The 20,430-nt window shown below is 48.0% G+C and carries 17 protein-coding genes; 8 read left to right on the forward strand and 9 right to left on the reverse strand.

Annotation, left to right across the window (positions count from 1 at the left end; all coding sequences use genetic code 11):
* Positions 1–191: 191 nt before the first annotated feature.
* Complete coding sequence (locus AQULUS_RS01150; protein ID WP_148337824.1) at positions 192–743, reverse strand: DNA-3-methyladenine glycosylase; 552 nt, start codon at positions 741–743, stop codon at positions 192–194.
* 79 nt (positions 744–822) lie between these two features.
* On the reverse strand, positions 823–2,247 hold the full coding sequence (locus AQULUS_RS01155) for a protein-glutamine glutaminase family protein (RefSeq protein WP_148337826.1): 1,425 nt from the start codon (positions 2,245–2,247) through the stop codon (positions 823–825).
* A 239-nt stretch (positions 2,248–2,486) separates the two neighbouring features.
* Here AQULUS_RS01155 and AQULUS_RS01160 point away from each other — a divergent pair, with 239 nt between their 5' ends.
* Positions 2,487–3,530: a type IV pilus twitching motility protein PilT gene (locus AQULUS_RS01160; protein WP_148337828.1), complete on the forward strand. Its 1,044-nt coding sequence runs from the start codon at positions 2,487–2,489 to the stop codon at positions 3,528–3,530.
* Positions 3,531–3,589: 59 nt separating this feature from the next.
* Here AQULUS_RS01160 and AQULUS_RS01165 read toward each other — a convergent pair whose 3' ends face one another.
* The 5 genes from AQULUS_RS01165 to AQULUS_RS01185 all read right to left on the reverse strand — a co-directional run bounded on the left by AQULUS_RS01165 (position 3,590) and on the right by AQULUS_RS01185 (position 9,625).
* Positions 3,590–4,693, reverse strand: a complete 1,104-nt coding sequence (locus tag AQULUS_RS01165; RefSeq protein ID WP_148337830.1) for a saccharopine dehydrogenase family protein — start codon at positions 4,691–4,693, stop codon at positions 3,590–3,592.
* Positions 4,694–4,735: 42 nt separating this feature from the next.
* A complete protein-coding gene (locus AQULUS_RS01170; protein ID WP_172622685.1) occupies positions 4,736–5,899 on the reverse strand; it encodes a sensor domain-containing diguanylate cyclase in 1,164 nt (387 codons plus the stop codon).
* Positions 5,900–6,068: 169 nt separating this feature from the next.
* Positions 6,069–7,445 (reverse strand): hypothetical protein, encoded by a 1,377-nt coding sequence (locus tag AQULUS_RS01175; protein WP_148337834.1) that lies wholly within the window; start codon positions 7,443–7,445, stop codon positions 6,069–6,071.
* 165 nt (positions 7,446–7,610) lie between these two features.
* A complete protein-coding gene (locus AQULUS_RS01180) occupies positions 7,611–7,970 on the reverse strand; it encodes a diacylglycerol kinase (protein WP_148337836.1) in 360 nt (119 codons plus the stop codon).
* Positions 7,971–8,218: 248 nt separating this feature from the next.
* The gene (locus AQULUS_RS01185; protein WP_148337838.1) at positions 8,219–9,625 is read right to left on the reverse strand and encodes a tetratricopeptide repeat protein; all 1,407 of its coding nucleotides are present in this window, start codon (positions 9,623–9,625) and stop codon (positions 8,219–8,221) included.
* Positions 9,626–9,876: 251 nt separating this feature from the next.
* Between AQULUS_RS01185 and AQULUS_RS01190 the strand changes: the two genes are divergently transcribed.
* The 6 genes from AQULUS_RS01190 to AQULUS_RS01210 all read left to right on the forward strand — a co-directional run bounded on the left by AQULUS_RS01190 (position 9,877) and on the right by AQULUS_RS01210 (position 17,456).
* A complete protein-coding gene (locus tag AQULUS_RS01190; RefSeq protein WP_148337840.1) occupies positions 9,877–10,977 on the forward strand; it encodes a linear amide C-N hydrolase in 1,101 nt (366 codons plus the stop codon).
* A 230-nt stretch (positions 10,978–11,207) separates the two neighbouring features.
* Positions 11,208–12,320 (forward strand): hypothetical protein, encoded by a 1,113-nt coding sequence (locus AQULUS_RS01195; protein WP_148337842.1) that lies wholly within the window; start codon positions 11,208–11,210, stop codon positions 12,318–12,320.
* Positions 12,305–12,427 carry a hypothetical protein gene (locus AQULUS_RS13095; protein WP_269472860.1) on the forward strand — a complete coding sequence of 41 codons (123 nt, stop codon included), beginning with the start codon at positions 12,305–12,307 and terminating at the stop codon, positions 12,425–12,427. Before AQULUS_RS01195 ends, AQULUS_RS13095 begins: the two co-directional genes overlap by 16 nt.
* A gap of 3 nt (positions 12,428–12,430) precedes the next feature.
* Positions 12,431–13,762, forward strand: a complete 1,332-nt coding sequence (locus tag AQULUS_RS01200; RefSeq protein WP_408608915.1) for a hemolysin family protein — start codon at positions 12,431–12,433, stop codon at positions 13,760–13,762.
* 143 nt (positions 13,763–13,905) lie between these two features.
* On the forward strand, positions 13,906–16,065 hold the full coding sequence (locus tag AQULUS_RS01205; RefSeq protein ID WP_148337844.1) for an ankyrin repeat domain-containing protein kinase: 2,160 nt from the start codon (positions 13,906–13,908) through the stop codon (positions 16,063–16,065).
* Positions 16,066–16,241: 176 nt separating this feature from the next.
* A complete protein-coding gene (locus AQULUS_RS01210; RefSeq protein WP_148337846.1) occupies positions 16,242–17,456 on the forward strand; it encodes a hypothetical protein in 1,215 nt (404 codons plus the stop codon).
* A gap of 34 nt (positions 17,457–17,490) precedes the next feature.
* Here AQULUS_RS01210 and AQULUS_RS01215 read toward each other — a convergent pair whose 3' ends face one another.
* Entirely contained in the window at positions 17,491–18,765 is a 1,275-nt protein-coding gene (locus tag AQULUS_RS01215; RefSeq protein ID WP_148337848.1) for a lipoprotein-releasing ABC transporter permease subunit, read from the reverse strand.
* An 89-nt stretch (positions 18,766–18,854) separates the two neighbouring features.
* Positions 18,855–19,190 (reverse strand): hypothetical protein, encoded by a 336-nt coding sequence (locus AQULUS_RS01220; RefSeq protein WP_197737269.1) that lies wholly within the window; start codon positions 19,188–19,190, stop codon positions 18,855–18,857.
* A 389-nt stretch (positions 19,191–19,579) separates the two neighbouring features.
* Here AQULUS_RS01220 and AQULUS_RS01225 point away from each other — a divergent pair, with 389 nt between their 5' ends.
* Positions 19,580–20,281: an SDR family NAD(P)-dependent oxidoreductase gene (locus tag AQULUS_RS01225; protein WP_148337850.1), complete on the forward strand. Its 702-nt coding sequence runs from the start codon at positions 19,580–19,582 to the stop codon at positions 20,279–20,281.
* The last annotated feature ends 149 nt before the right edge of the window (positions 20,282–20,430 follow it).

Consider the following 20,430-nt stretch of genomic DNA (forward strand, 5'->3'; position numbering starts at 1 on the left):
CATTTTCTTGAATGCCATTTTAACCCGACAAATCTTCAGGTGTCCGATTCTTTTTTCGTTTATTATGAGTATAAATTTATCTAAAATTGAATATAAATTCATATATTGAACATTATGAGAAAAATGTGATCACACCTGCCTGACCGTATTTCATGAGAGACAGATACGTTTGAACGATGATTTTCTGAAATCTAGGGTTTGGAGACATAGGGATTGCCCTTGATGTAAAACCGCAGTAAACGTTTGGCCCAATGTTTTGCATAAGCCACGCCTACTCTGGGTTTTTTCACAATGACATGCGGCGGAGTATGATCAGGCGCAGCGATGTAGAAATCGCTACTGAGCAAGTCATGGCCATGCAGGTGTTTATCAATACCCATGGCGTTGCATAAAAGACCAGGCCCGCTGGTTTTTCCCTCGATGTTTTGCACCGGTTCCAGCGCCCGCAATAATACCGCGGAAGCGTGCCCTTCTTTTTCAGTGACCACATTCATGCAAAAATACATACCATAGATAAGATATACATAGGCATGACCAGGCGGGCCAAACATGACTTCGGTCCGTTTTGTGCGGCCTTTTGCAGAATGGGCTGCAAGATCATGAGGGCCCAGATAGGCTTCCACCTCGACGATTTTTCCTATCAGCGTTTTGCCGTGCGTATGATGTATTAAATATTTTCCAAGCAATTCTCTGGCGACCAGGATAGTGTCTCTGTCGTAAAACTGGCGTTCAAGTTTTCGCATGGATTGGCCCGCTTGTTCATTAAAACGCAGCAAATCTGGAGACGCATGACTTGCTGCGTTTTTTCACCGGGGGACAAATTTAATTGACCGGATTTTTCCAGGGCGGCAAATCGCCTAATACTGCGTCTGCATTACGTCCCAGCTCTACCTGTCTTTCCCGTTCATAGTAACGATAAGTGGGTTGCAGCATCATGGCACTCGTCTCATTCTGATAGCTGTCCTGGCAGCTGCTGTAAGGACCGGAACCGTAGCCGTTACAGATATTAAATGACTTGATGTAGTTGTTGCCTTCCGCGCAGGCGCCAGTCTGCGAAGTGATTTCTTCCACCCATTTTTCCATGGCGAGCGGCTTGTATGGATTAATGGAGGGGTCTAGCACATAAGTCTGATTGGTTTCCGCATCCTTGATAATGGGGGCGGTATGATACCACCAGGTCACTCTTCCTTCAGGTGAGTTGGAAGTATTGGCGCATAAATTCCCGAACACAAACACTTTGGAAGGCCGGACTGTTTCATTGACCGCATTGTTAAACGGGCCGAATAAATCCCTTATCGCAGCGGATGCGCGTGTCCAGCAGCCGTCATCGGGATAAAGCCATGAAATACGGCGCTTAAAGCCCGGCGCTTTCTCATCATCGAAATAACGGATGTCCCTGATTTTCTCAAAACTGGCCTGAATAGTCTTGAAATCGGGCCAGCTGGATGTTGTGGCCAGCAGACGGTTTCTCGCCGCGGCATTTTTCCAGTCAATGCTGCCGCCAAGAATGGTGTCGGAAGAAGCCAGGGTAAGCTTGCGTGCGCTTTTCGCCTTGAGGGTCCAGTCTTCATGAATGCCGCGGCTGGCACTGGACATTTCTTTTTGTTTTGAAAGCAACGCGGCAAATCTCGCGGAAGGTTCAGTGTCGCTGACTTCGGATTGATAGCTTTTTGTGGAACAGGAATCTGAAGGAAGATCTCCATAGCCGTTGCAGAGATTAAAGCGCACCGTCATGGCCGGATGAGAGGCCTTGATTTCATTGATCCAGTCGCTTAATAGTTCGGGTTGTGAGTGATCTTTATCAAACACATAATAGTTTCCATCCGATTGGTTTTTAATCAGCGGCGCCATGAAATGAGTGACAAGCGTCGAGGAGCCGTCAGCGGGCTGGCTGGCTTTGTCAATAAAGATAAATGCCTTGGCGGGGCGGGGAAACTTGTTGAACGGATTATCCAGCGGGCCCCAGAACGAGTTGATAAACTGGACGTTGTTTTGCTGCGTACTGTCATGATGCGGCAGATCATATTTCTCGGGATGACGGTATGCTTCAAACAGTGACTTCAGGGTCTGGTCGTTCCAGGCGGGCGCAGATTCCAGCAGGCGCGTTTTTCCGGCTTCGTCATCCCATAAGATGCTTGTGCCGTATAGAGTGTCGTTGGAAGTTGGCAGTCCGCTCGCCAGACCGGACTGGGCAAGAAAGATGGCGCTGATACAGGTGACGAATTGGGTGAGGGGAAACCGGGTCATGCAAAATCTCCTAAGTTTAGTAAGAGCAAAACGGTGAAAGCGGGATAATACTTGGTTCTCGCCGTCGTGACCATTAGCCAGAGGGAGAGAATTATTTTTGGTCAAAAAATAGCCTTGGTGCGCGCTGACCAAGGTGTTGACGGAGAAATGCGCAAGCGGTGCTGTTAGCATCGTCAAGATTAAGATTATACTAGAAGTAATATTAATGGCGCTCACATCAGCCTTAGCGGGAGATCAGCATGGAAATGGCAGAATTACTGCAGTTAAGCATCAAACACCACGCTTCCGATTTGCATATGCTTCCGGGCCTCTCCCCCTTGATGCGGATAGACGGCGAGCTGCTTCCGGCCAAGGAAATTCAGCCTCTTTCGCCGGATGAAGTCAAAGCGCTCATCTACAGTGTCATGACAAAAAACCAGCAGGAGCGATTCGAGAAAGAATTGCAGTGCGAAGTCGCGGTGTCACTGGAAACTATCGGTAATTTTCGTGTCAGTGTATATCATCAACTGCGCGGTATCGCGGCGGTGTTTCGCATCATTCCTGAAAAAGTGCCGACATTCGAAGAATTGTCACTGCCATCGGTACTGAAATCACTGCTGGTATTATCCAACGGCCTGATTCTGGTAACCGGCCCGGCGGGGTCGGGCAAAAGCACCACACTGGCGGCCATGATTGACTATATCAATACGCTTCGCGCCTGTAATATTATTACCATTGAGGATCCCATTGAATTCATCCATACCAGCAAGAAAAGCGCGATCAGCCAGCTTCAAGTCCATCGTGACACACCGCAATTCGCCGCAGCGCTGCGAGCTTCCTTGCGCCAGGATCCCAATGTAATCCTGTTGGGCGAGCTGCGAGACCTTGAAACCATACGCCTTGCGCTGACCGCGGCGGAAACCGGGCATCTGGTCATGGCCACTCTGCATGCCACCTCCGCGCCGCTTGCGGTAAACCGTATTGTTGATGTGTTTCCTAATGCGGAAAAAAACCGTGTCCGGGATTTGTTATCGGAGACGATACAAGGCATTTGCTGCCAGACACTGGTGAAAAAGCTGTCGGGCGGGCGCATGGCGGCATTTGAAATCATGCTGGCGACGCGGGCGATCCGCCATCAAATCCGGCAGGATAAAATTGCGCACATGCTGATGACCATGCAGACCAATGGTGATATCGGCATGTGCACGATGGAGCAATACTTGGATGACCTGGTTGCCAAACGTCTGATCAGTCAGAATGTTGCGCGTAACGTCTCGCTTAACCGCGGGTCCAGCCGTTATTAACCAGAGCGCCGAATATCCGGTTTGTGTCATGGGGTTTCATTCTGCTGTAATGCGCGGTTTCAATAGACATATTCACGGATTGAGAAATCCTTCAGTTCCCGGAGGCACTCATCCAGAGTGATCCATCCCGTGCAGGTATATGCGCCGCTGGATCTCAGCTCGCCAGCCAGGATTTTTTTCGTGAGCAGTATCGCGGGCACACAGGGAATCTGCGGCCCGTCGGCGTTTTTGGCAATCAGAAACCATTGCAGGATCAAATCTTCGCCTTGCGGGGTTTTGCCCTTGATGATCATGTGCATGCCGCCGTCAGCTGTTCCCGTCCAGTCAAATGCCGAGCTGAGAGAGAGAAGCCCGCGCGCGTGCGCGCTTAAATTGATGGGTAATCCTAATCGGACCAGCCAGGACAAGGCCCACATGGAAAGATGCAGAATGCTGCTTTCCATGCCGGCGGAAAAACGGATGGATTGGATGCCGTATTTTTCAGGGAAAATATCCAGGTCTGGAATATCAATATTCGCCATCCAGCGTTTGCCCAGCTGCGGATAATTCTGGCGGTACAAATCCTGCCAGCCATAACGCGGGTGCGTCTGGCCTCGCACCGGCTTCAGGGGTTTCCCCAGGTAAGTCAGTATGCCTTGTGTGGTTGCCAGTCCTCGGGGCGCTTTTGCTCCCGGACTGATTCCGTAAGTCAATGACTCAATGACTTTGAACCGGTCTTTATATTTTTCCATCACCGCCGAGGATAATCCGGGCACGGTGCTCGCGCCGCTAATGACTATCACGTCATTTGCTTTTGCCGGTGTATTCAGTGAGGTAATGCCATTGACAAATTCTCTCGCATCGGCGAGATCAATGTAGTGAGATTGATTGCGAATGCAGGCCTGAGCAACAGAATAATCCGCCGTTTGAAATGGCCCGCAAGTATTGATTACCACCGCGGGATGATATTTTTTTAAATTGGCATCAAGCTCTGCCGCGACATCAAACGAGGCGGCTTCAACCTGCGCGCCAGCATAGGCGGCGCTGATTTCACTTGCTAATTGCTCAGCCCTGTTCGCGTGTCTGCCGCTAATAATGATGGGGATGTGCGCCTTGGCTAGCGCAATGGAAATCAGCTTGCCAAAATTTCCGTAGCCTCCCAGGATTAACACTTGTTTGCTCACGCTGACACGCCCCGCTGTTTGCATCGCGCAGTGTGTACGTTATCAAGGGCTGCGCTCATAAAGCAGCTCGGTATCAAAAACATAATAAGTGTTGCGCCCTGAATTTTTGGCGACATAAAGTGCCTGGTCTGCCTGTTTGATGAATTCATCCACGCTAATGTCCGCATCTTTTAAAAAGGCGATGCCTATGCTGGTAGTGATATGCAGCGGCTTGCTCTGGATGCTGAAAGGTTTACGCATGGCTTGCAAGACCTTTTCAGCGATCACAATCGCATCCTGGGTTTCGTTGATGTCGTCAATCAGCAAGGTAAATTCATCTCCGCCCAGCCGCGCGGCGACATCTGATGAACGTATGCATTGTTTCAGGCGCATGGCGAAAGCATGCAGCAATTTATCACCCACGGCGTGCCCCATGGTGTCATTGATATTCTGGAAATGATCAATGTTCAAATACATTAGCGCGATCAGTTGTTTTTTTCGCTTTGATTTTGATAATGTCAGCGCCAATTGCTCGTTAAATGAATTGCGGTTAGGCAGGCCTGTGAGGTAATCGTGGTGGGACATGTGCTTGAGCTGCTTTTCCACTTTTGCCAATTCTTCCTGTGCCCGTTTTTTTTCTTCGGACAATCGCTGCGCCTTATCATGCAACATCTGACGGGTTAGTCCGGATCCTACCATGCCGGCCATCAGGCGGATAGTCTGTACATCGAACTCGTCAAAAGAATTGCATTTGTCAGAAGTGATTTTCAGCACGCCTATGGCATTGCCGCCATGAAACAGCGGGGCGGCGACCAGTGATCTTGCCTGTATCTTGCGGCATAATTCGACATTCACGCGCGGGTCGTTCTCCGTGTCGTCGCTGCGCAGGATTTGATGCGTGCCAAGACACAATCCAGAGATACTCGCGTTTTTATCCTCGCGCAGGCCGGTGTATTTTTCAATGGTGCCGGAAGCGGCACGGAATACCATTTCTTCGCCGTGGGCCAGTTCCACTACCGCGCCTGTCGCGGCGGTCATCAACTGTATCTGGCGCGCTGCTTCCTGCAGAAATGAATCGAGATTGAAGTTCGCGTCCACCAGTTGCGATTGGGTGGCGATGAGGCGGTTCATGTGACTAATGAATTTTTGTGTGGTGGTGGCCGGTTTGGCAGGGGCATTTTTATTAGAAACCGGTCTGGAACGGGATGCATGGTGTTTTTTAGTCATGATTTCCTCTCCATTTATATTCATTATAAGTTAATGAAGAGAAAAAAATGTTCTTAAGCATTAAAAAAATTATCACGCCATTATGATTTGGCATCAATATAAGCAATTTCTTTTTTGAAGATCAAAATATACTCAGTAGGCAAGCGAAGAAGCTGGCTCTATCAGTTTGTCAGGGGGTACCGTCAATATACCGCTTACATTCGTTATTTACAGCTTTTTGCAGCTCGCTGGGGTGTTCGCTGTCGAAATTTGCCGCGCCCTGGGCCGCGGCCAGGGCTTCCTGGTCGGTGAATAACCGCAGGCTTTGCGGTTGAAATTCGCACTTCAATACGACTTTGCCTATCTGTTTGATAGTGAAACTCGTTACCACCGGGCAGCTGCCGTCATTTTGTTTGCTAATAACGGACGTATTGAAAAGGAATTCCTGCAAAACCGGCAATGCATATTGATAAATTCCGGGCACGCATTGTCTTAGGCTGGAATAATAGGTTTTGATTTTTGCTGCGACATCGTTATCGAGCTGATCCTGGCTGTCAAAAGCGGTTTTATAATATTCATTATAATCCCTGAGTTTTGCCGCGAGCGCTTCCACTCTGGATTGTGTCTCTTTTTCAACTTGCTGCTTGAATTTGTGTTTGAGGGCGCTTTCTGCGAGCGGCGCAAAAAACATATCGCAGCCTTCTTCGCCACAGTCTCGTCCCATCACGGTTGTCAAAACCCTGTCCTTGTCGGTTTGAAAAGTCAGCGTCGAATTGTTGCCGGGCGGGCATTGCCAGGTGATCTGGTCTATTTTTTCGGAAACCGATTTTTTGGGATGACCCAGGGAGCTCATGGCTTCTTCAAGGGTTTTGGGATGTATGCCTTGGGGAGCGGTTCCCAGTTCAATTAGGGAGCCGTCCACACCCGCGAACAGGCTGTAATTATTCCAGGTGTAGACATAGTCATAGGTTACAGTTGACACTCCGTTACCCAGTTTTTGCTGCAGCCAGGACAAGTCCATCCAAGAAAAATGCGGAATTTGACCGGAGGCGGGCAGTTGAGCAATATCAGAGCGGATCTGCGCGATCACATTCCGGCACTTGATATCTTCGGCGTTCGAAGGCTGGGACGGCGGCAGGAGGCTGGATTCCGGTGCAATGCTGATTTGCGATAGCAGCTGATTGAATTCCTGCTCTGAACGGGTCTGCGGAATCTCTGTCGAAAACAGGCCGCTTCCGTTATCTGAAGTATACTCTCCACTCACGCGCAGTAGATTGCCGTTTTTGTCCGCCTGCGCCACCAGGCGGCCTCTGTCATTTTCACAACTCCATTCATAACGGTTTTCATTCCCGGATGTGTCGCTGGAATCACTGCTGCCCAGCTGTTCCTTCAGCCAGTCCAGACGCATCCAGGGAAGACGCTGATCTTTCAGGGTGTCACCATACTGCACGATATCGTCGTGGATAGTATTGGTCAGGCTTTGACAAGAGTAACCGGCGGCCAGTGCGGGAATGCTGGCGAACATAAGTAACAGCGAGGAAAATAAGGGCAGTGATTTCCGTGACATGAGATATCTCTTCGTCGTGATAGTCCATTTTAAAATAATGTCATTCTATTCCTGAATGCCTGTCTGATACAAATAAAGAATGGCCTGACTGGTTAGACGCATCGCAATGACAGGCCGGAACCCTTGGACGCATAACGTTCGGATGCGGTTAATTTGCGATGTGGTTCAAGAAAAGTGAGAGACCAGAATAATTCCCCAGGTAATCAGCACATTGAGGCCGGCGACGAATATGGCAGCGGAAGCCATGTCTTTTGCCCGGCCGGATAATTCATGGTATTCGAGTCCAATGCGGTTCACGGTTGTTTCTATGGCTGAATTCAGCAATTCCAGCAGGGGGAGCAATACAACAGAAGTGATCATCAGGACCAGTTCAATCGGTGTTGTGCTGAAATAAAAGGCCAAAGGGGTCGCGGCTGCCAACAGAATAATTTCTACTCGGAATGCCCATTGTGTTTTCCATGCCTGTGTTAACCCATTCCATGAATAGCGGAATGCGTTATAAAATTTTATGATGATATTGAACATGATGCAGTTCTCCTTATAGGGATGATCTCACGGCTGCATGCCAGAGCCAGCGTGCTCAATATGAAACCGGCGCAGAGAAATATGTATAAAAATGTGATGCAGCGTTTAAGCTTAGACATTAAAACAGATCCATGTCCAGAAATGAAATCAGATAGCGTAATGTGAACCAAATGCCTCGTCAATTGGCCGATGCCTTTTTCAAGAATGCTCAAGGAACGTTGAACGTGCGCGTTTTTACCGCGGGTTGATTAAGCATAGCCTTTCGCCAGGCTGGTATCCGGGCCAGATTTTAATTGATTGAGATCGTTGATGCGAGAACGGATGCGGGAATATAAATTATCCACCTCGGGATAACGCTTTTTAATCTTGATCGTGCTCATCAGTTCTTCCAGTGCGCAAAACAGAGTGTCAACGGTTTCATTGGCCGAGCTTTCATGCAGGGATTTTAGCAGCTCCCGCATGCTGGCAATGTGTTCCGGCGTATAATAACCATAGAATTTGACGGCTTTGGTGTCCCACGATGTGTTATTTACTTCGGCTTTTAATTCCAGTAAAAAAGCTTTCTTTTGCAGTACAAGACCGGCATTCTGCCGGGGCGGAGCGGCAGGCTGGCTTGTACCGGGATATTGAAAGTAATCGAGGATCACCGCGGTTGTCTGGATATTGTAAACGGCGCACAAGCGCGGGATGTCGCGCAGCAGCGCTTCATCATCAATGGACAATATACAGGCGCGCTTGTTGATGGTCGCCTCCAGAATGCCATGATAATGAATTCGCATTTTCATGAATAATTTGAACAGATAATTATCTGTCACGGTAAAAAGTTCGCTACCCAGAGAAAATGAAATGACAGCCATGGGGCGCAATAATTCATGACTTTGCTCATCCATGCGCAAGCGTCTGTTGTTACAAATATTCGCTATTGTCCATTTGCTTTCGCTGATGATGGCATGACTCTGAAAGGCATGGAGCAGCTTGTTTAAGGCTTCCACGGCGCGCACCACATCACCGCGGCTAGACAGATAGTCAAGTGCGGGATGCGCGCGCAAGAGAAGAGGCGTCTCATCCGCAAGATCAGGTTTGGATTTGAGAAAATCAGTCACCTGTTTGTGAAATTGTTCCAGTCTTCTGGCCGTTGACTCCGTTTCGTTAGCGGAAACCGTCTCAAAATATTCTTCCTGTAGCTGGCGTGTCAGGATTTGAACCCATGATTTCGCTTGCTCCTGGTTGCGAGGCAGGTCCGGAAGTCCCGAATGAAAAATCCGTATCAGATGAAACTGCGCAGGCATATGACCTTGTCTGGCGGCGCTTGTCAGCAAGGACACTGCCTGATCCTGCTGGCCGCGGCCAAGATAGAATTGGGCTAACTTGTATTGAGCTTCTGCGTGACCTCCCTGGGCAAGCATCATGACAGCGCGAGTGTTGAATTCAAGGTCTGAAGGATGCCGGGCTGCAACAGTGTGCGTCACGGTGGGTATTGAAACACTGGCCGAACCTTGGATGCATTCAAGCCATAATTTCAGAAGCTCAGCTGCGCGCTTGTCGCGGTTGATGTTTGACCAGTCGAAATCATATTTCAGCTTCATCAGCCGCAGTTGTAGGAGTTCTTCGGCAGAGTCGATAGTGTCTTGTTCTGTGGCCCTTGGTCGCATCATGGGGTGCTCCTGTGACAGAGACAGGGTGGTCATACTATCTTATCGCGACTTTATTGAATTTTCTCTTAAATTACAGCGGGGCATTTTCGCGGTTTTTTTACGAGCGAAGCTGTCGATTCGAAGCGGGCGCAGGCAATGAATGTATAATAAAAAATTAATAATATCATTTATTTAACATGCATTTTACCTGTCGGAGCGCGGGTTTATGATATATTAAATTCATCATCCGGCAAAAATGGAGTTTGGCTCACATGAATAAACTTTCCGTTTTTCTAATGTCCTGCGCAGTCTCTTTGCTTGCTGTTTCATCACCCGCCGACGCCTGCACTGATTTTCGGGTGATGGCGAAGGATGGAACGCTGATTGTTGGTCGCAGCATGGAATTTGCCGTTGACATGAATGCTAACCTGCGAAGCTCGAACCGCATGAGACAGTTTGCTGACACCGCACCGGATGGCAAACCCGCCATGTCCTGGAAAGCAAAATACGGCTACCTTTATATTGACGGAATGAACCAGGATATCACCGTGGATGGCATCAATGAAAACGGCTTGTCATTCGAATATCTTTATCTCCCGGGTGAAACGCAATATCAAGCTGTTCCACAGGGGAAGGAAAGCCAATCCATTCCTTATTACCACTTTGGAGACTGGGTCTTGGGTAATTTTAAAACGGTTGATGAAGTGCGTCAGGCGCTCGCGAATATTTTTGTTTACGAGCAAACCCTGCCAAGCCTGGGCAGCGCGATTTTTCCTTTGCACGCAGTCATACAGGATGCGACGGGAAAAGGAATTGTTGTGGAGTTCGTTCGTGGGCAAATGATGATATATGATTTCATGGGGGTGCTGACAAATTCACCCACGTATGACTGGCAGATAACTAATCTTCGCAATTATCTTAACTTATCCCCTTACAGTCCCAAACCGGTGACAGCCGGCGGGTTCACTTTTTCTTCCACAGGCATGGGATCCGGCAGCGTGGGCCTGCCCGGGGACGCAAGCCCTCCGTCACGATTCACTAAAATTTCATTCATGCTGAACTCCGTTTATCCGGTACAGACAGCCGCAGACGCGCTGAATCTCGCGCAGCACTTGATAAATAACGTGGATTTACCCGCTGGTCTGGTGCGATCGATTGACCAAGGCAAGGAGTCCAGTGATATTACTCAATGGGTTGTTTTCAAGGATTTATCGCACAAGATTTTATATTACCGGACCTATAATGATATGACTGTGAAAGGCGTTTCCATGAGTAAAATTGATTTTTCAGAAAAAGCGCCGCTATTGAAAATGCCGCTGGCACAGCCGGCTTATATCATGGACATGACAGACAAATTTATGACGGCCAAATAAGAAACATGATTCGATAATTCATAAGTTCCCGGGAGAAAAACCCGGGTTTTTCTTGATTCAGCCGATTTTCATCCATGCCATGTTGCAGGCTGCGATCAGCCTTGTTTGTCCTGTTTTGTCTTTTGTCAGTGTGTGATATAGTGAAAAGGTTCCAGCCTGGTCTGTCGCGTGATTCATGCGTTACTCGTAATGGTTGAATGGATATTCATCTTTTAGGAGGGAACCTGCTGATGATGCGAGTCAATCCAATTTCCAAAGCGGTCCGGCTGAATTCCCGCTTGTATGGGACGCGCAGCCGCACATCCACACACGCCTTGCTTTATGCTCGATTAAACCAGTCCTCACTCGCCGGTCAGGACATAGGAACGGTTTCCAGGCGGAAAGCAGAGAATCGCGCTCCCGAAGCTCAGTCAGCAATGCGCCAATTGTCTCATGGGAGCGACGCGGCAGCGCGGCCGCACCGTCAGGCGAAGCGCCAGAAATTCAGTTATCTGGAAAATCATACTGCAGCCTTGAGTCTGGATACTTCAATGGAAGAACTGGAGGTCAAGAAGCAAGCGCCAGAATTGCTGCTATTGGAATCAAAAGACCGGATACTGTATCATGCCGCCGCCAGAGTGGATTACTTCTTTTATACGCTGGTCGCGTATTATGGCACTCATTATACTCCCGGCATGGGCCATACATTTTTGCAGTTTGGCCGGGGTCGTAATTCCCCGCTGGGTACGAATATCACCCAGGCATGCCACAGCAGTTTTTTTGGCGCGTTTGTTGATAATTCGCCAAAACAGGTTTTTGAAAAGCCTGGAGACCCGCATAGCATTCTAACTGGCACACACTTCCTGCATAGTCTTAATGCAACCGTTGAATTGCCTGCGTTTGTGAATCAACTGGATGACGAGCTGGAGAATACTTGCGAATGCCGGACTAAGGGTCTGGAAATCATACGCGAAGTATCAATGGGAAAACTGAATCCCGTGGAAGGATTGAATAAATTTTTTAAAATGATGGAAGATGCATTTTCAGATATTAAAAATCACAAGACCGTGTCGCGCAAGAGGGTTCCTTATCTGCTCAGGGATACGACTGAATCGCCCGCCGTAATCAAGAATCGTCTGATTGATATCGTCATGCGTGGAACATTCGGCAATAAATGGAATGCGCAGTCACGCGAGGTCGAATGCGAATATATAGAAATGCTGCTCCGCCTCAACCGCGAGGAAAAAATGCGCTGCAGAAAGGATGAAGCCTTCAGGATGAAGTGCTATCAAAGAAAAATGGCCGAGCTGCAACAGGAAATCCGGCATCCTGAAGAAAATGAGCATTCATGCGGTCTATCATAAATGCCAAGATGGTTTGCCTGCCAAACAGCTTGGGCGCAGATAACAAATCAACTCTAGATCGCGGCCTGGTTTCGATGGATAATACGCTATCTGACAAGATAGGCTGAATTATGATAACCAACCTGCTTTTGATTGCTGTGGCATTTCTGCTTGTTCTCATGAATGCTTTTTTTGTCGCCGCCGAATTTGGCATGGTCAAGTTGCGTGGTACACGGCTACAAACGATCAGAAAAGCTTATGGATTTCGCGGCGGCATTCTTGAGCAGGTGCACAAACACCTGGATTCTTATCTGTCAGCCTGTCAGCTGGGTATAACACTCGCGTCTCTGGGGCTGGGTTGGATAGGCGAGCCTGCGTTCGCGTATTTGTTGGAGCCGTTCTTTCGGTTTCTTGGCATCACATCGCCTCAATGGGTGACAGTGATCGCATTTTTCACCGCTTTCTCCTTTATTTCGTTTCTGCATATCGTGGTTGGCGAATTGATGCCTAAATCGCTTGCTATCCGTAAATCTGAAACCATCTCAGTCTGGACTGCCGTGCCATTGTACGGATTTTACTGGCTGATGTATCCGGCTATCTGGCTGTTGAATTCCTGTTCCAATTTTTTTCTCAGAATCATCGGCCTGGACGTGGCCGTCAACCATGAGAGTTTTTATTCGGCAGATGAGCTTAAATTGATTCTGAGCACCAGTCATACGCAAGGAGAATTATCAAAGGAAGAATCCGAAATTATCGAGCATACCCTGGAGTTCGCCGATCTTCAGGTAACGGAAGTGATGCGCCATCGTGAAGAAATCATATTGCTGGATATCCGGCAGTCTATTGAAGAACTCATGCAAATTGTTATCGAAAAACGGTATAGCAGGTATCCGGTATTTGATCCGGAGAAAAATGAAGTTATCGGCATTGTGCACGTCAAGGATTTGTTTGCCGCGCTGTATCAGCAGAAGCAGATCACCTCCCTTGAGCCTTATATCAGGCCCGTGTTAAAAGTGTCGCATCAACTGCCGGCGATTGATTTGCTGCGGAAGTTCCGGGAAGGCATGCCGCATTTCGCGCTCATCTACAAGGGCAGGGAAAATCTTCTGGGGTTTGTCACGCTGGATAACTTGCTGCATGTCCTGATTGGCCGTATCAAAGATGAGTTTCACAAAACACAAGATGACTGGATCAAGAACGCGGACAATACCATTACCGCAAAAGGTGAGTGTTCAATTTACTCCCTTGAAAGAGCGCTGGATCGTGATATTTCCCTCAACGTTGATGAAGAAGATCTGGATACGCTGGCAGGCCTTATCATTGTGCGGGCAGGCACGCTGCCAAAAGCCGGTGAAAAAATATCTTTCAATGAGTTTGATGCTGTGATCGAAGAAGTCAAAGGCTCTCAAATTCGCAGGGTCAAAATTATTCCGACATTTAAGTCGCACATTCGCAAAGCTTGAGCTTTCTGATCCCTCCCCATTCTGCGTTATCGCCGGCGCGGTATTAATATTTGCTTAATAAATGACCATTATAATGAGGAAACAATTCGAGGCGCCGCACCGATGGTTGGTGCGCATAATAATGATTTTAAAGGTAATTCTGAATGTTTCTCAGGCCGCTCTCTCAAGTTGATTTTGCTTCTTCCCTTTACACGTCCCCGGCATCGTCACAGCGATCTTATGGAGCGCGAGAAGTACCCGTTCCCTCAAAAAAAAAGAAATATATCAATCCTCTCGTCATGCAGAAGGAAGAATCGCTTTTAATATTGAAATGGCTGTCCAGGCAGACTGACAAGACGATCTTTTATGAGTCTGATTTTCCCGCATTCTCGCTGCGCGCATCAGAATATGAATTAAACACCGAGCCCCCGCTTCTGTTAATGAAACAAGACACATCTGAACAGGATAAAAGATATTTTTATTTGATAGGCGATGAGTTTCATGATGGAAAATTCGGAGTAAAAATATATCGGGTTAAAGGTGTGTTTACTCTGTGCAGACAGCATATCTATTTTCGTGACACACCGGGTCTGCTGGTAAAGAAACAAATCCATAGCGATGAACTTTCCTGTGAACGCACGCGCCGGGAATATGAATTCAATATCGCTGCCGGCTATTCGCAAGCGGGCTTTTACTTCGTGGACAGAAAAAAGACCGCATTTACGACACTGTTTTTTATGGATGCCGTGAATGGACTCAATCTGGATGAATTTATGAAAGAAAGGCAGATGTACACATCCGCGCAATTGCTGGGTTTGTGTTTTAATGCGATTTCCGCGCTGCGTTCCATTCATCAGCTTGGAGTGGTCCACCGGGACGTTAAACCCGCCAATCTTGTGGCGGATACTTCCAATCGTGATAATCCGGTTGTCAAATTGATTGACTTCGACATGAGTAAACCGGCGGAGGAAAAGGATGCAGGTTCCGCACCCGGGACAATTGGATATGCCGCTCCGGAAATTTTCAATGGAGAAAGCACGGACTATAAAAGTGACGTCTTCTCCCTGGGAATGGTCTTTTCTGAAATTCTCGGGATTCATTATCTGATGAACAACGCGAAAAAACAGACACCCGGAACGGATTCGCCTTTTATTTTGTTGGATACGAAACGATATAGTCCGGAACTGGCGTCCAGGCTGACCCAGTTTCTTATCATGATGACCCGGATTGAGAAGACGGAGCGCTGTTCTCTGGATGAGGCTGAAATCGAGTTGGGGAGAATCATTCTGTATCATCAGGGCGAATTATTGAAAAATATCGACCAAAAACATTTTTCCTTCTCTAAGGCGGCAGCATGCGACAAGCTGCAAAAGCTGAGCGTAAGCGGTTGTGCTCGAGAAATCACTGCGGCGGTTAAACTATTAAGACAGGCTAATGAACTTGTTCAAAAGATAAGATTCAAAACATATAATGAGATATCATTGACTAAAATCCTGCACGAGTTTTCATTTGCCGTCATTGATCTTGTTCCTGCCCGTGACGAGCAGGATTCCGGCGCGGATCAGTTGAGGCATTTGTTTGAAATTCATTTGGACAAGCTTCTTGTTCAGGCATGCAGTGAGGACAAGGTGCCGGTAATTCAGTTTCTGCTTGAACAAGGCGCGTCTTTACGGCGCATTCATGCGCTGGAAAATTCATCTGCCATGTTTCCCGGCATGATTTTGCATGACGAAACCAGGCAGTATTTGAGACTCTATTCACTGATTGATGCGATTGCTCAAGATGATAATGAATATCGTTCCGAAGCGCTGAATTATTTGAAGCAGGCTGCGGTCAGATTGCCGACAAATGAAATCGGTCAGGCATTAAGTTCTTTTAACCTGATTGAAGAATGCAGCATTAGAATGAAAAAGAAATTTGGCGAATTGTCATTTCCAGTTAACAATGAATTGATTCTCAACGCCCTGGGAAAAGTCTATCGGTTTTTGACGGGGAATCAGGATGGCAACGCAGTGCGGCAATATCTGACCAGGGCGAGTGACGATTTGGTGCTGGCAGCGGCGGTTTCAGCGGTGGAAAGGAATGCAGCAAACCAGCTTGACGAAATTATGAAAGCCTTTCCGGATGTGACGCGCATAGCGTTGCGTGATGGAACCACGCTGTTGCATATTGCCGCGCAATATCCAAACAGCGGGATAGTAAAATTGTTGCTCGAAGCCGGATGTGATCCTGATCAGGCGCGGTCAGATGATCTGACCCCCCGAAAAATCGCTGCACAGAATGGGTTCGCTCATTTTCCACAGACATCGCTTAAGCCATTCTGACGGCGTCAGAGCGTCTGGATTTCAGATGTCATTATTCAATTCGATCGCGCCAGGCGGCTTTCATATCATATTAGCTTAATCTTGCCTTTGTATACTGTTTCTTCCAGATAAACGAATAAGAATTCCAATATTATCTGGTTTATATAAATAGAAATGAAACGAGGCGAGAAAAATCCATGCATCGCAAAAATATCGTATCGGATAAGAAATCAGCGTCACCTGTTACCCAGTCCGGTCAGATCTTATCGTTAAAACTAAAGACCCAGCCGCATTCGCGCGAAGAAATTGTCATGCTCAATAAGGTTTATAACGAAGCCATCTTCCGTCTGGAGCGGGCGGTGACGCTGGTGGACCAATTATGCAGTTATCTTTCCCAAAAACAAGCGGTTGAGCGCAGACAGAGAGGCAATATCAAGCAGCTTTTGATTGATGAAGGGGCGGATCAGGAAATATTGAATGCGCTTAAGATGTTGAAGCGCCATTTTTATATCAATATAACCAACAATTCCATTGATAATATACTCGCCATGATTTTTCCGATCAGAAACAATCTGTTGAAGGTATTCAAGGGCTTTCTGGGCGAACTGGAGCTTAATCTGGAAATTTTTCCCCGCGAACCGGGTAATGCCGAAATCGCAAATTTTTCGGGTAAAACTTATGTTCTTAGCAAGACTGTAAATGGATGGGATGTGTCTTATTACGAAGACAGGATCAGGAAGAAAATTATTGATATAAGGGAAATAGATGCCAATATCAATCAAATACCTGATGTTGATTTGGCTAACATCAATAAATCAATAATAATGCGTGCCATCATGTTGTATCACGCGAATCAATCCGACTCAAAGAAAACTGACAAGGTTTTTATTTCCAATATCTCCCGGAAAAAGCAGCAGAATCCACAAAACCGCGTGATTGGTTATGTTCATTATGAGAGAAAAGGCATAGGCTGGGAAAATTACGGGCCGATTTACCTTGACTATCGGCTGTTGCAAGCAAGCCCCTTGATGGCGATGTTGACCCTGATTCATGAGGCCGCGCATCGTTATGCCTGGGTTATGGACCGCGGCTACTACCACGGTGAAAAGGCATTGAAAAACGGACAGGGATCACGGCCTTATCCTGACGATGTTGGCGCGGACCGAATGAAGGCGACGAATAACGCGGATTCCTATGCTTATTTTGTTTGCGATCTTACCGGCATGAATCAGTTTTATTTATCAGGAAAATTGCCAGCCTGGGCGGAGTCAAAAAAACTGCAACCCGTGCCGGAAGAGAAAAAAAGCCCGTCTCTGCTTCAAGCCTTTTCTCTTTTTGCGCTGGGTGCGGTTGCGATAGGGGGCATTTGTCTGATTGCGAAGCACGCGGGCGTGTTTGGGCCGGGTAAATAGTCAGATATCGCTATTAGCGCAAGTTGCGGCGGTGTTACTCCGCATTCAAGGCCTCGACCGGGTCTATACGGGCAGCGTTCCAGGCGGGGTAAAGTGTCGCGGCGAGGCTTAAAGCAAGCGCGACCAGGCTGATGAGCCAGACATCCGGCCAGTGCAGTTCCGACGGCAGATAGTTAACGAAGTATACTTGTGATGACACCAGCTGCATATGCAATGCTTGCTGGACCCAGGTGGAGATGGCTGAAACATTTGACGCGAGTGTGATGCCGCCTATGATACCCAGTAATGTCCCGCCCAGCGCGATGCAGATTCCCTGGATGACAAAAATCGTCAGAATCATGAGAGGAGTCGCTCCCAGTGTACGCAGAATGGCAATATCGGCCTGTTTGTTTTTCACGATCATGATCATGGTGCAAATGAGATTGAAAGCTGCGACGGCGATAATCAAAACAAAAATGAAGAACATCATCGTCTTGGTTACGCGGATATTTTCAAAGAATCCTCCCAGTTGTTCAGTCCAATCCCACGCCCGGACATCGGGTGTCAGGCGGCTTTGCAGCAAGCTTGCAATACGGGGAGCCTGGTACAAGTCTTCGATATTCACGTGTAACCCGGTCACCGCGTTTCCCAGGGAGAAAAATGACTGCGCATCGTTCAAATGAATAAAAGCCATCTTGGAATCAAAAGCCAGCCCGCCTCCGCCCGCCTGGAAAATTCCTGTCACGATAAACTTCTTAAAATGCGGCGTGATGACCGTTGTCGAAGAAGTGTCTTTTAATGTCGCGACAATGATTTCATCCCCAGTCGTGACACCCAGTTTGCCCGCCAGATCGACTCCCAGCACAATTCCATAGTGACCTGCTTTTAAATCGGATAGCCGGCCTTTGATCATTTTATCAGGTAACGCCGAGACGCCGATTTCCTTCGCCGGCAGAACGCCTGCCAGCATGACCGGCAAAGTCATGTTGGAAAAGGTCAGCATGGCTTGTCCGCTCGCGAACGGCGCGGCCGCCAGGCGGTCTTTTCGCAGTTGATTTTCCATGTCCTTCCAGCCGTTCAATCGTCCGGTATAACTGCTGATGGTAATAGGTGAAATCATGCCAAAAACCTGTTTTTTGATTTCACGGTCAAATCCGTTGATCACTGACAATACTGTGATCAGGACGGTCACGCCCAGGGCGATGCCCGCAACCGAAACAAATGAAATCAGGGAAATGAACTGATGGCGGCTTTTTGCGCGTGTATAACGGAAACCGATGAAGAGTGCCGCAGGCTTGAACATAATAAGTAATACCTCTCTGACTGGCATGGATTTTACCTCATTCCCGGGCGTAATACACGAGTAGAGTGGAAGAGGCGCTAGCGCCTCTTCGACCGAGTTGGCCAGGCAGAAGCATTTTAGCGTGAAACGGACATTCGCTTGAGCTTTTCCAGGGAGGCGGCGTCCCTGGAAAACGAGAGTGGCGATCGCGCATGATCATGACGTTGCAGCCAGTCCATTTGTATGGGCTTTTTATGGATCAGCTGCCATAACCGGCTGATGTTGAGAGGCAAGAGGAACGCATGCAATATCAATATGGGGTATAACTGGGGGGACGTGTAATAAGCGTAAATAATAAAACAGATATTGCTGGCGATAGCGAAGCAACGCAGGGGGATCATGGAGTGCATATAGAAGGTGGCTGCAACCAGGCTTGCCGCGAGATAGCCGATAAGAGAGACTCCGCTGATCATGGGCGTGTTCCTTTTGTGATCTGACAATAACCAGCTATTTTCCAGTCTACTACGGCTGATTTCCTGATGAATGACAAGGAAATGACAATCTTGTCATCCGGTTGTCATTTCTCGTTTTGCTGAGGGATTTGAATCTGATAAGCGCGTGAATTTTTGATATATTTTATTTTGGGTTCCGGCTTGGGCTCATTCCGGCGCATGGCGAATGACAATCATATCAGCCAGCGCGCAGGGCTTTTGGATTACACGCTTTATGGTTGCGGATCAGTCTTCCGGGGGAGGCATGGTATGGATTATGCCGTTGTCTTGACAATGAGGAGGTGAATATCCGGAATGAAAGCCGGGAGAATAACCGTTATCAAATTTTATAAAAAGGAAACGATAAAATCATGAACAAAAAAGTATGTGTAATAGCCGGGGTGGGGCCGGGAAATGGAGCGGCGATGGCCGAACGTTTTGCAAAAGCGGGATATAGCGTGGCATTACTGGCCCGTACGCCCCTGTTCGCTGAAGAGCTTGCGGCACGCATAGGAGAGGCGCATGCGTATAAGTGTGATGTCACCGACGGTGACTCAGTAAAAAACGTGTTTCAGGAGATTCGGCGTGAACAGGGTGAGATTGATGTGGTGATTTATAACGCGGGCTCAGGCGCCTGGGGAAACGTGGAAGAAATCAATTCGACAGTGCTGGAATCAAGCTGGCGGGTAAATACACTGGGGCTGTTATTGGTGAGCCAGGAAGTGATTCCCTCAATGAAGCAGGGACGGCATGGCAGTATTATCGTCATAGGCGCGACCGCGTCCAGACGCGGGGGTGTTCGCACAGCGGCGTTTGCGCCCGCCAAGGCGGCTCAGCGTAGTCTGGCGGAATCCATGGCGAAATATTTATGGCCGCATGGCATTCATGTGGCAGTGATCATTATTGATGGCGTCGTGGACTTGCCGGAAACACGTGCACGCCTGCCGGAAAAGTCGGACGATTTCTTTGTGAAACCCTCGGCAGTCGCTGAGACGGCATACTGGCTGACACAGCAACCTTCATCAGCCTGGTCGTTTGAAGTGGAAGCGCGTCCCTTTGGTGAAAACTGGTGATGACATGGTATCAATGAGATGCCGGCCGGCATGTTCCCTGGTTTGATGTATAATTAATAATGAAAAATATGTTTATTTGAGATAATTGCAAATGTCTCTGTCACTCACTTTTTTGTTCGTGGCAGCGTGGAAATAAGGAGAATGCGGTA

Origin of the sequence: Aquicella siphonis (genome assembly GCF_902459485.1) — a bacterium.
Lineage (GTDB): Bacteria > Pseudomonadota > Gammaproteobacteria > DSM-16500 > DSM-16500 > Aquicella > Aquicella siphonis.

Excerpts from the sequence above, each read along its gene's own strand:
- AQULUS_RS01200 (WP_408608915.1), top strand. The coding sequence starts at position 12,431 with ATGATAACCAACCTGCTTTTGATTGCTGTGGCATTTCTGCTTGTTCTC.
- AQULUS_RS01180 (WP_148337836.1), bottom strand. The coding sequence starts at position 7,970 with ATGTTCAATATCATCATAAAATTTTATAACGCATTCCGCTATTCATGG.
- AQULUS_RS01175 (WP_148337834.1), bottom strand. The coding sequence starts at position 7,445 with ATGTCACGGAAATCACTGCCCTTATTTTCCTCGCTGTTACTTATGTTC.
- AQULUS_RS01225 (WP_148337850.1), top strand. The coding sequence starts at position 19,580 with ATGAACAAAAAAGTATGTGTAATAGCCGGGGTGGGGCCGGGAAATGGA.
- AQULUS_RS01205 (WP_148337844.1), top strand. The coding sequence starts at position 13,906 with ATGTTTCTCAGGCCGCTCTCTCAAGTTGATTTTGCTTCTTCCCTTTAC.
- AQULUS_RS01215 (WP_148337848.1), bottom strand. The coding sequence starts at position 18,765 with ATGCCAGTCAGAGAGGTATTACTTATTATGTTCAAGCCTGCGGCACTC.
- AQULUS_RS13095 (WP_269472860.1), top strand. The coding sequence starts at position 12,305 with ATGCGGTCTATCATAAATGCCAAGATGGTTTGCCTGCCAAACAGCTTG.
- AQULUS_RS01160 (WP_148337828.1), top strand. The coding sequence starts at position 2,487 with ATGGAAATGGCAGAATTACTGCAGTTAAGCATCAAACACCACGCTTCC.
- AQULUS_RS01150 (WP_148337824.1), bottom strand. The coding sequence starts at position 743 with ATGCGAAAACTTGAACGCCAGTTTTACGACAGAGACACTATCCTGGTC.
- AQULUS_RS01155 (WP_148337826.1), bottom strand. The coding sequence starts at position 2,247 with ATGACCCGGTTTCCCCTCACCCAATTCGTCACCTGTATCAGCGCCATC.
- AQULUS_RS01185 (WP_148337838.1), bottom strand. The coding sequence starts at position 9,625 with ATGATGCGACCAAGGGCCACAGAACAAGACACTATCGACTCTGCCGAA.
- AQULUS_RS01170 (WP_172622685.1), bottom strand. The coding sequence starts at position 5,899 with ATGACTAAAAAACACCATGCATCCCGTTCCAGACCGGTTTCTAATAAA.
- AQULUS_RS01210 (WP_148337846.1), top strand. The coding sequence starts at position 16,242 with ATGCATCGCAAAAATATCGTATCGGATAAGAAATCAGCGTCACCTGTT.
- AQULUS_RS01220 (WP_197737269.1), bottom strand. The coding sequence starts at position 19,190 with ATGATCAGCGGAGTCTCTCTTATCGGCTATCTCGCGGCAAGCCTGGTT.
- AQULUS_RS01195 (WP_148337842.1), top strand. The coding sequence starts at position 11,208 with ATGATGCGAGTCAATCCAATTTCCAAAGCGGTCCGGCTGAATTCCCGC.
- AQULUS_RS01190 (WP_148337840.1), top strand. The coding sequence starts at position 9,877 with ATGAATAAACTTTCCGTTTTTCTAATGTCCTGCGCAGTCTCTTTGCTT.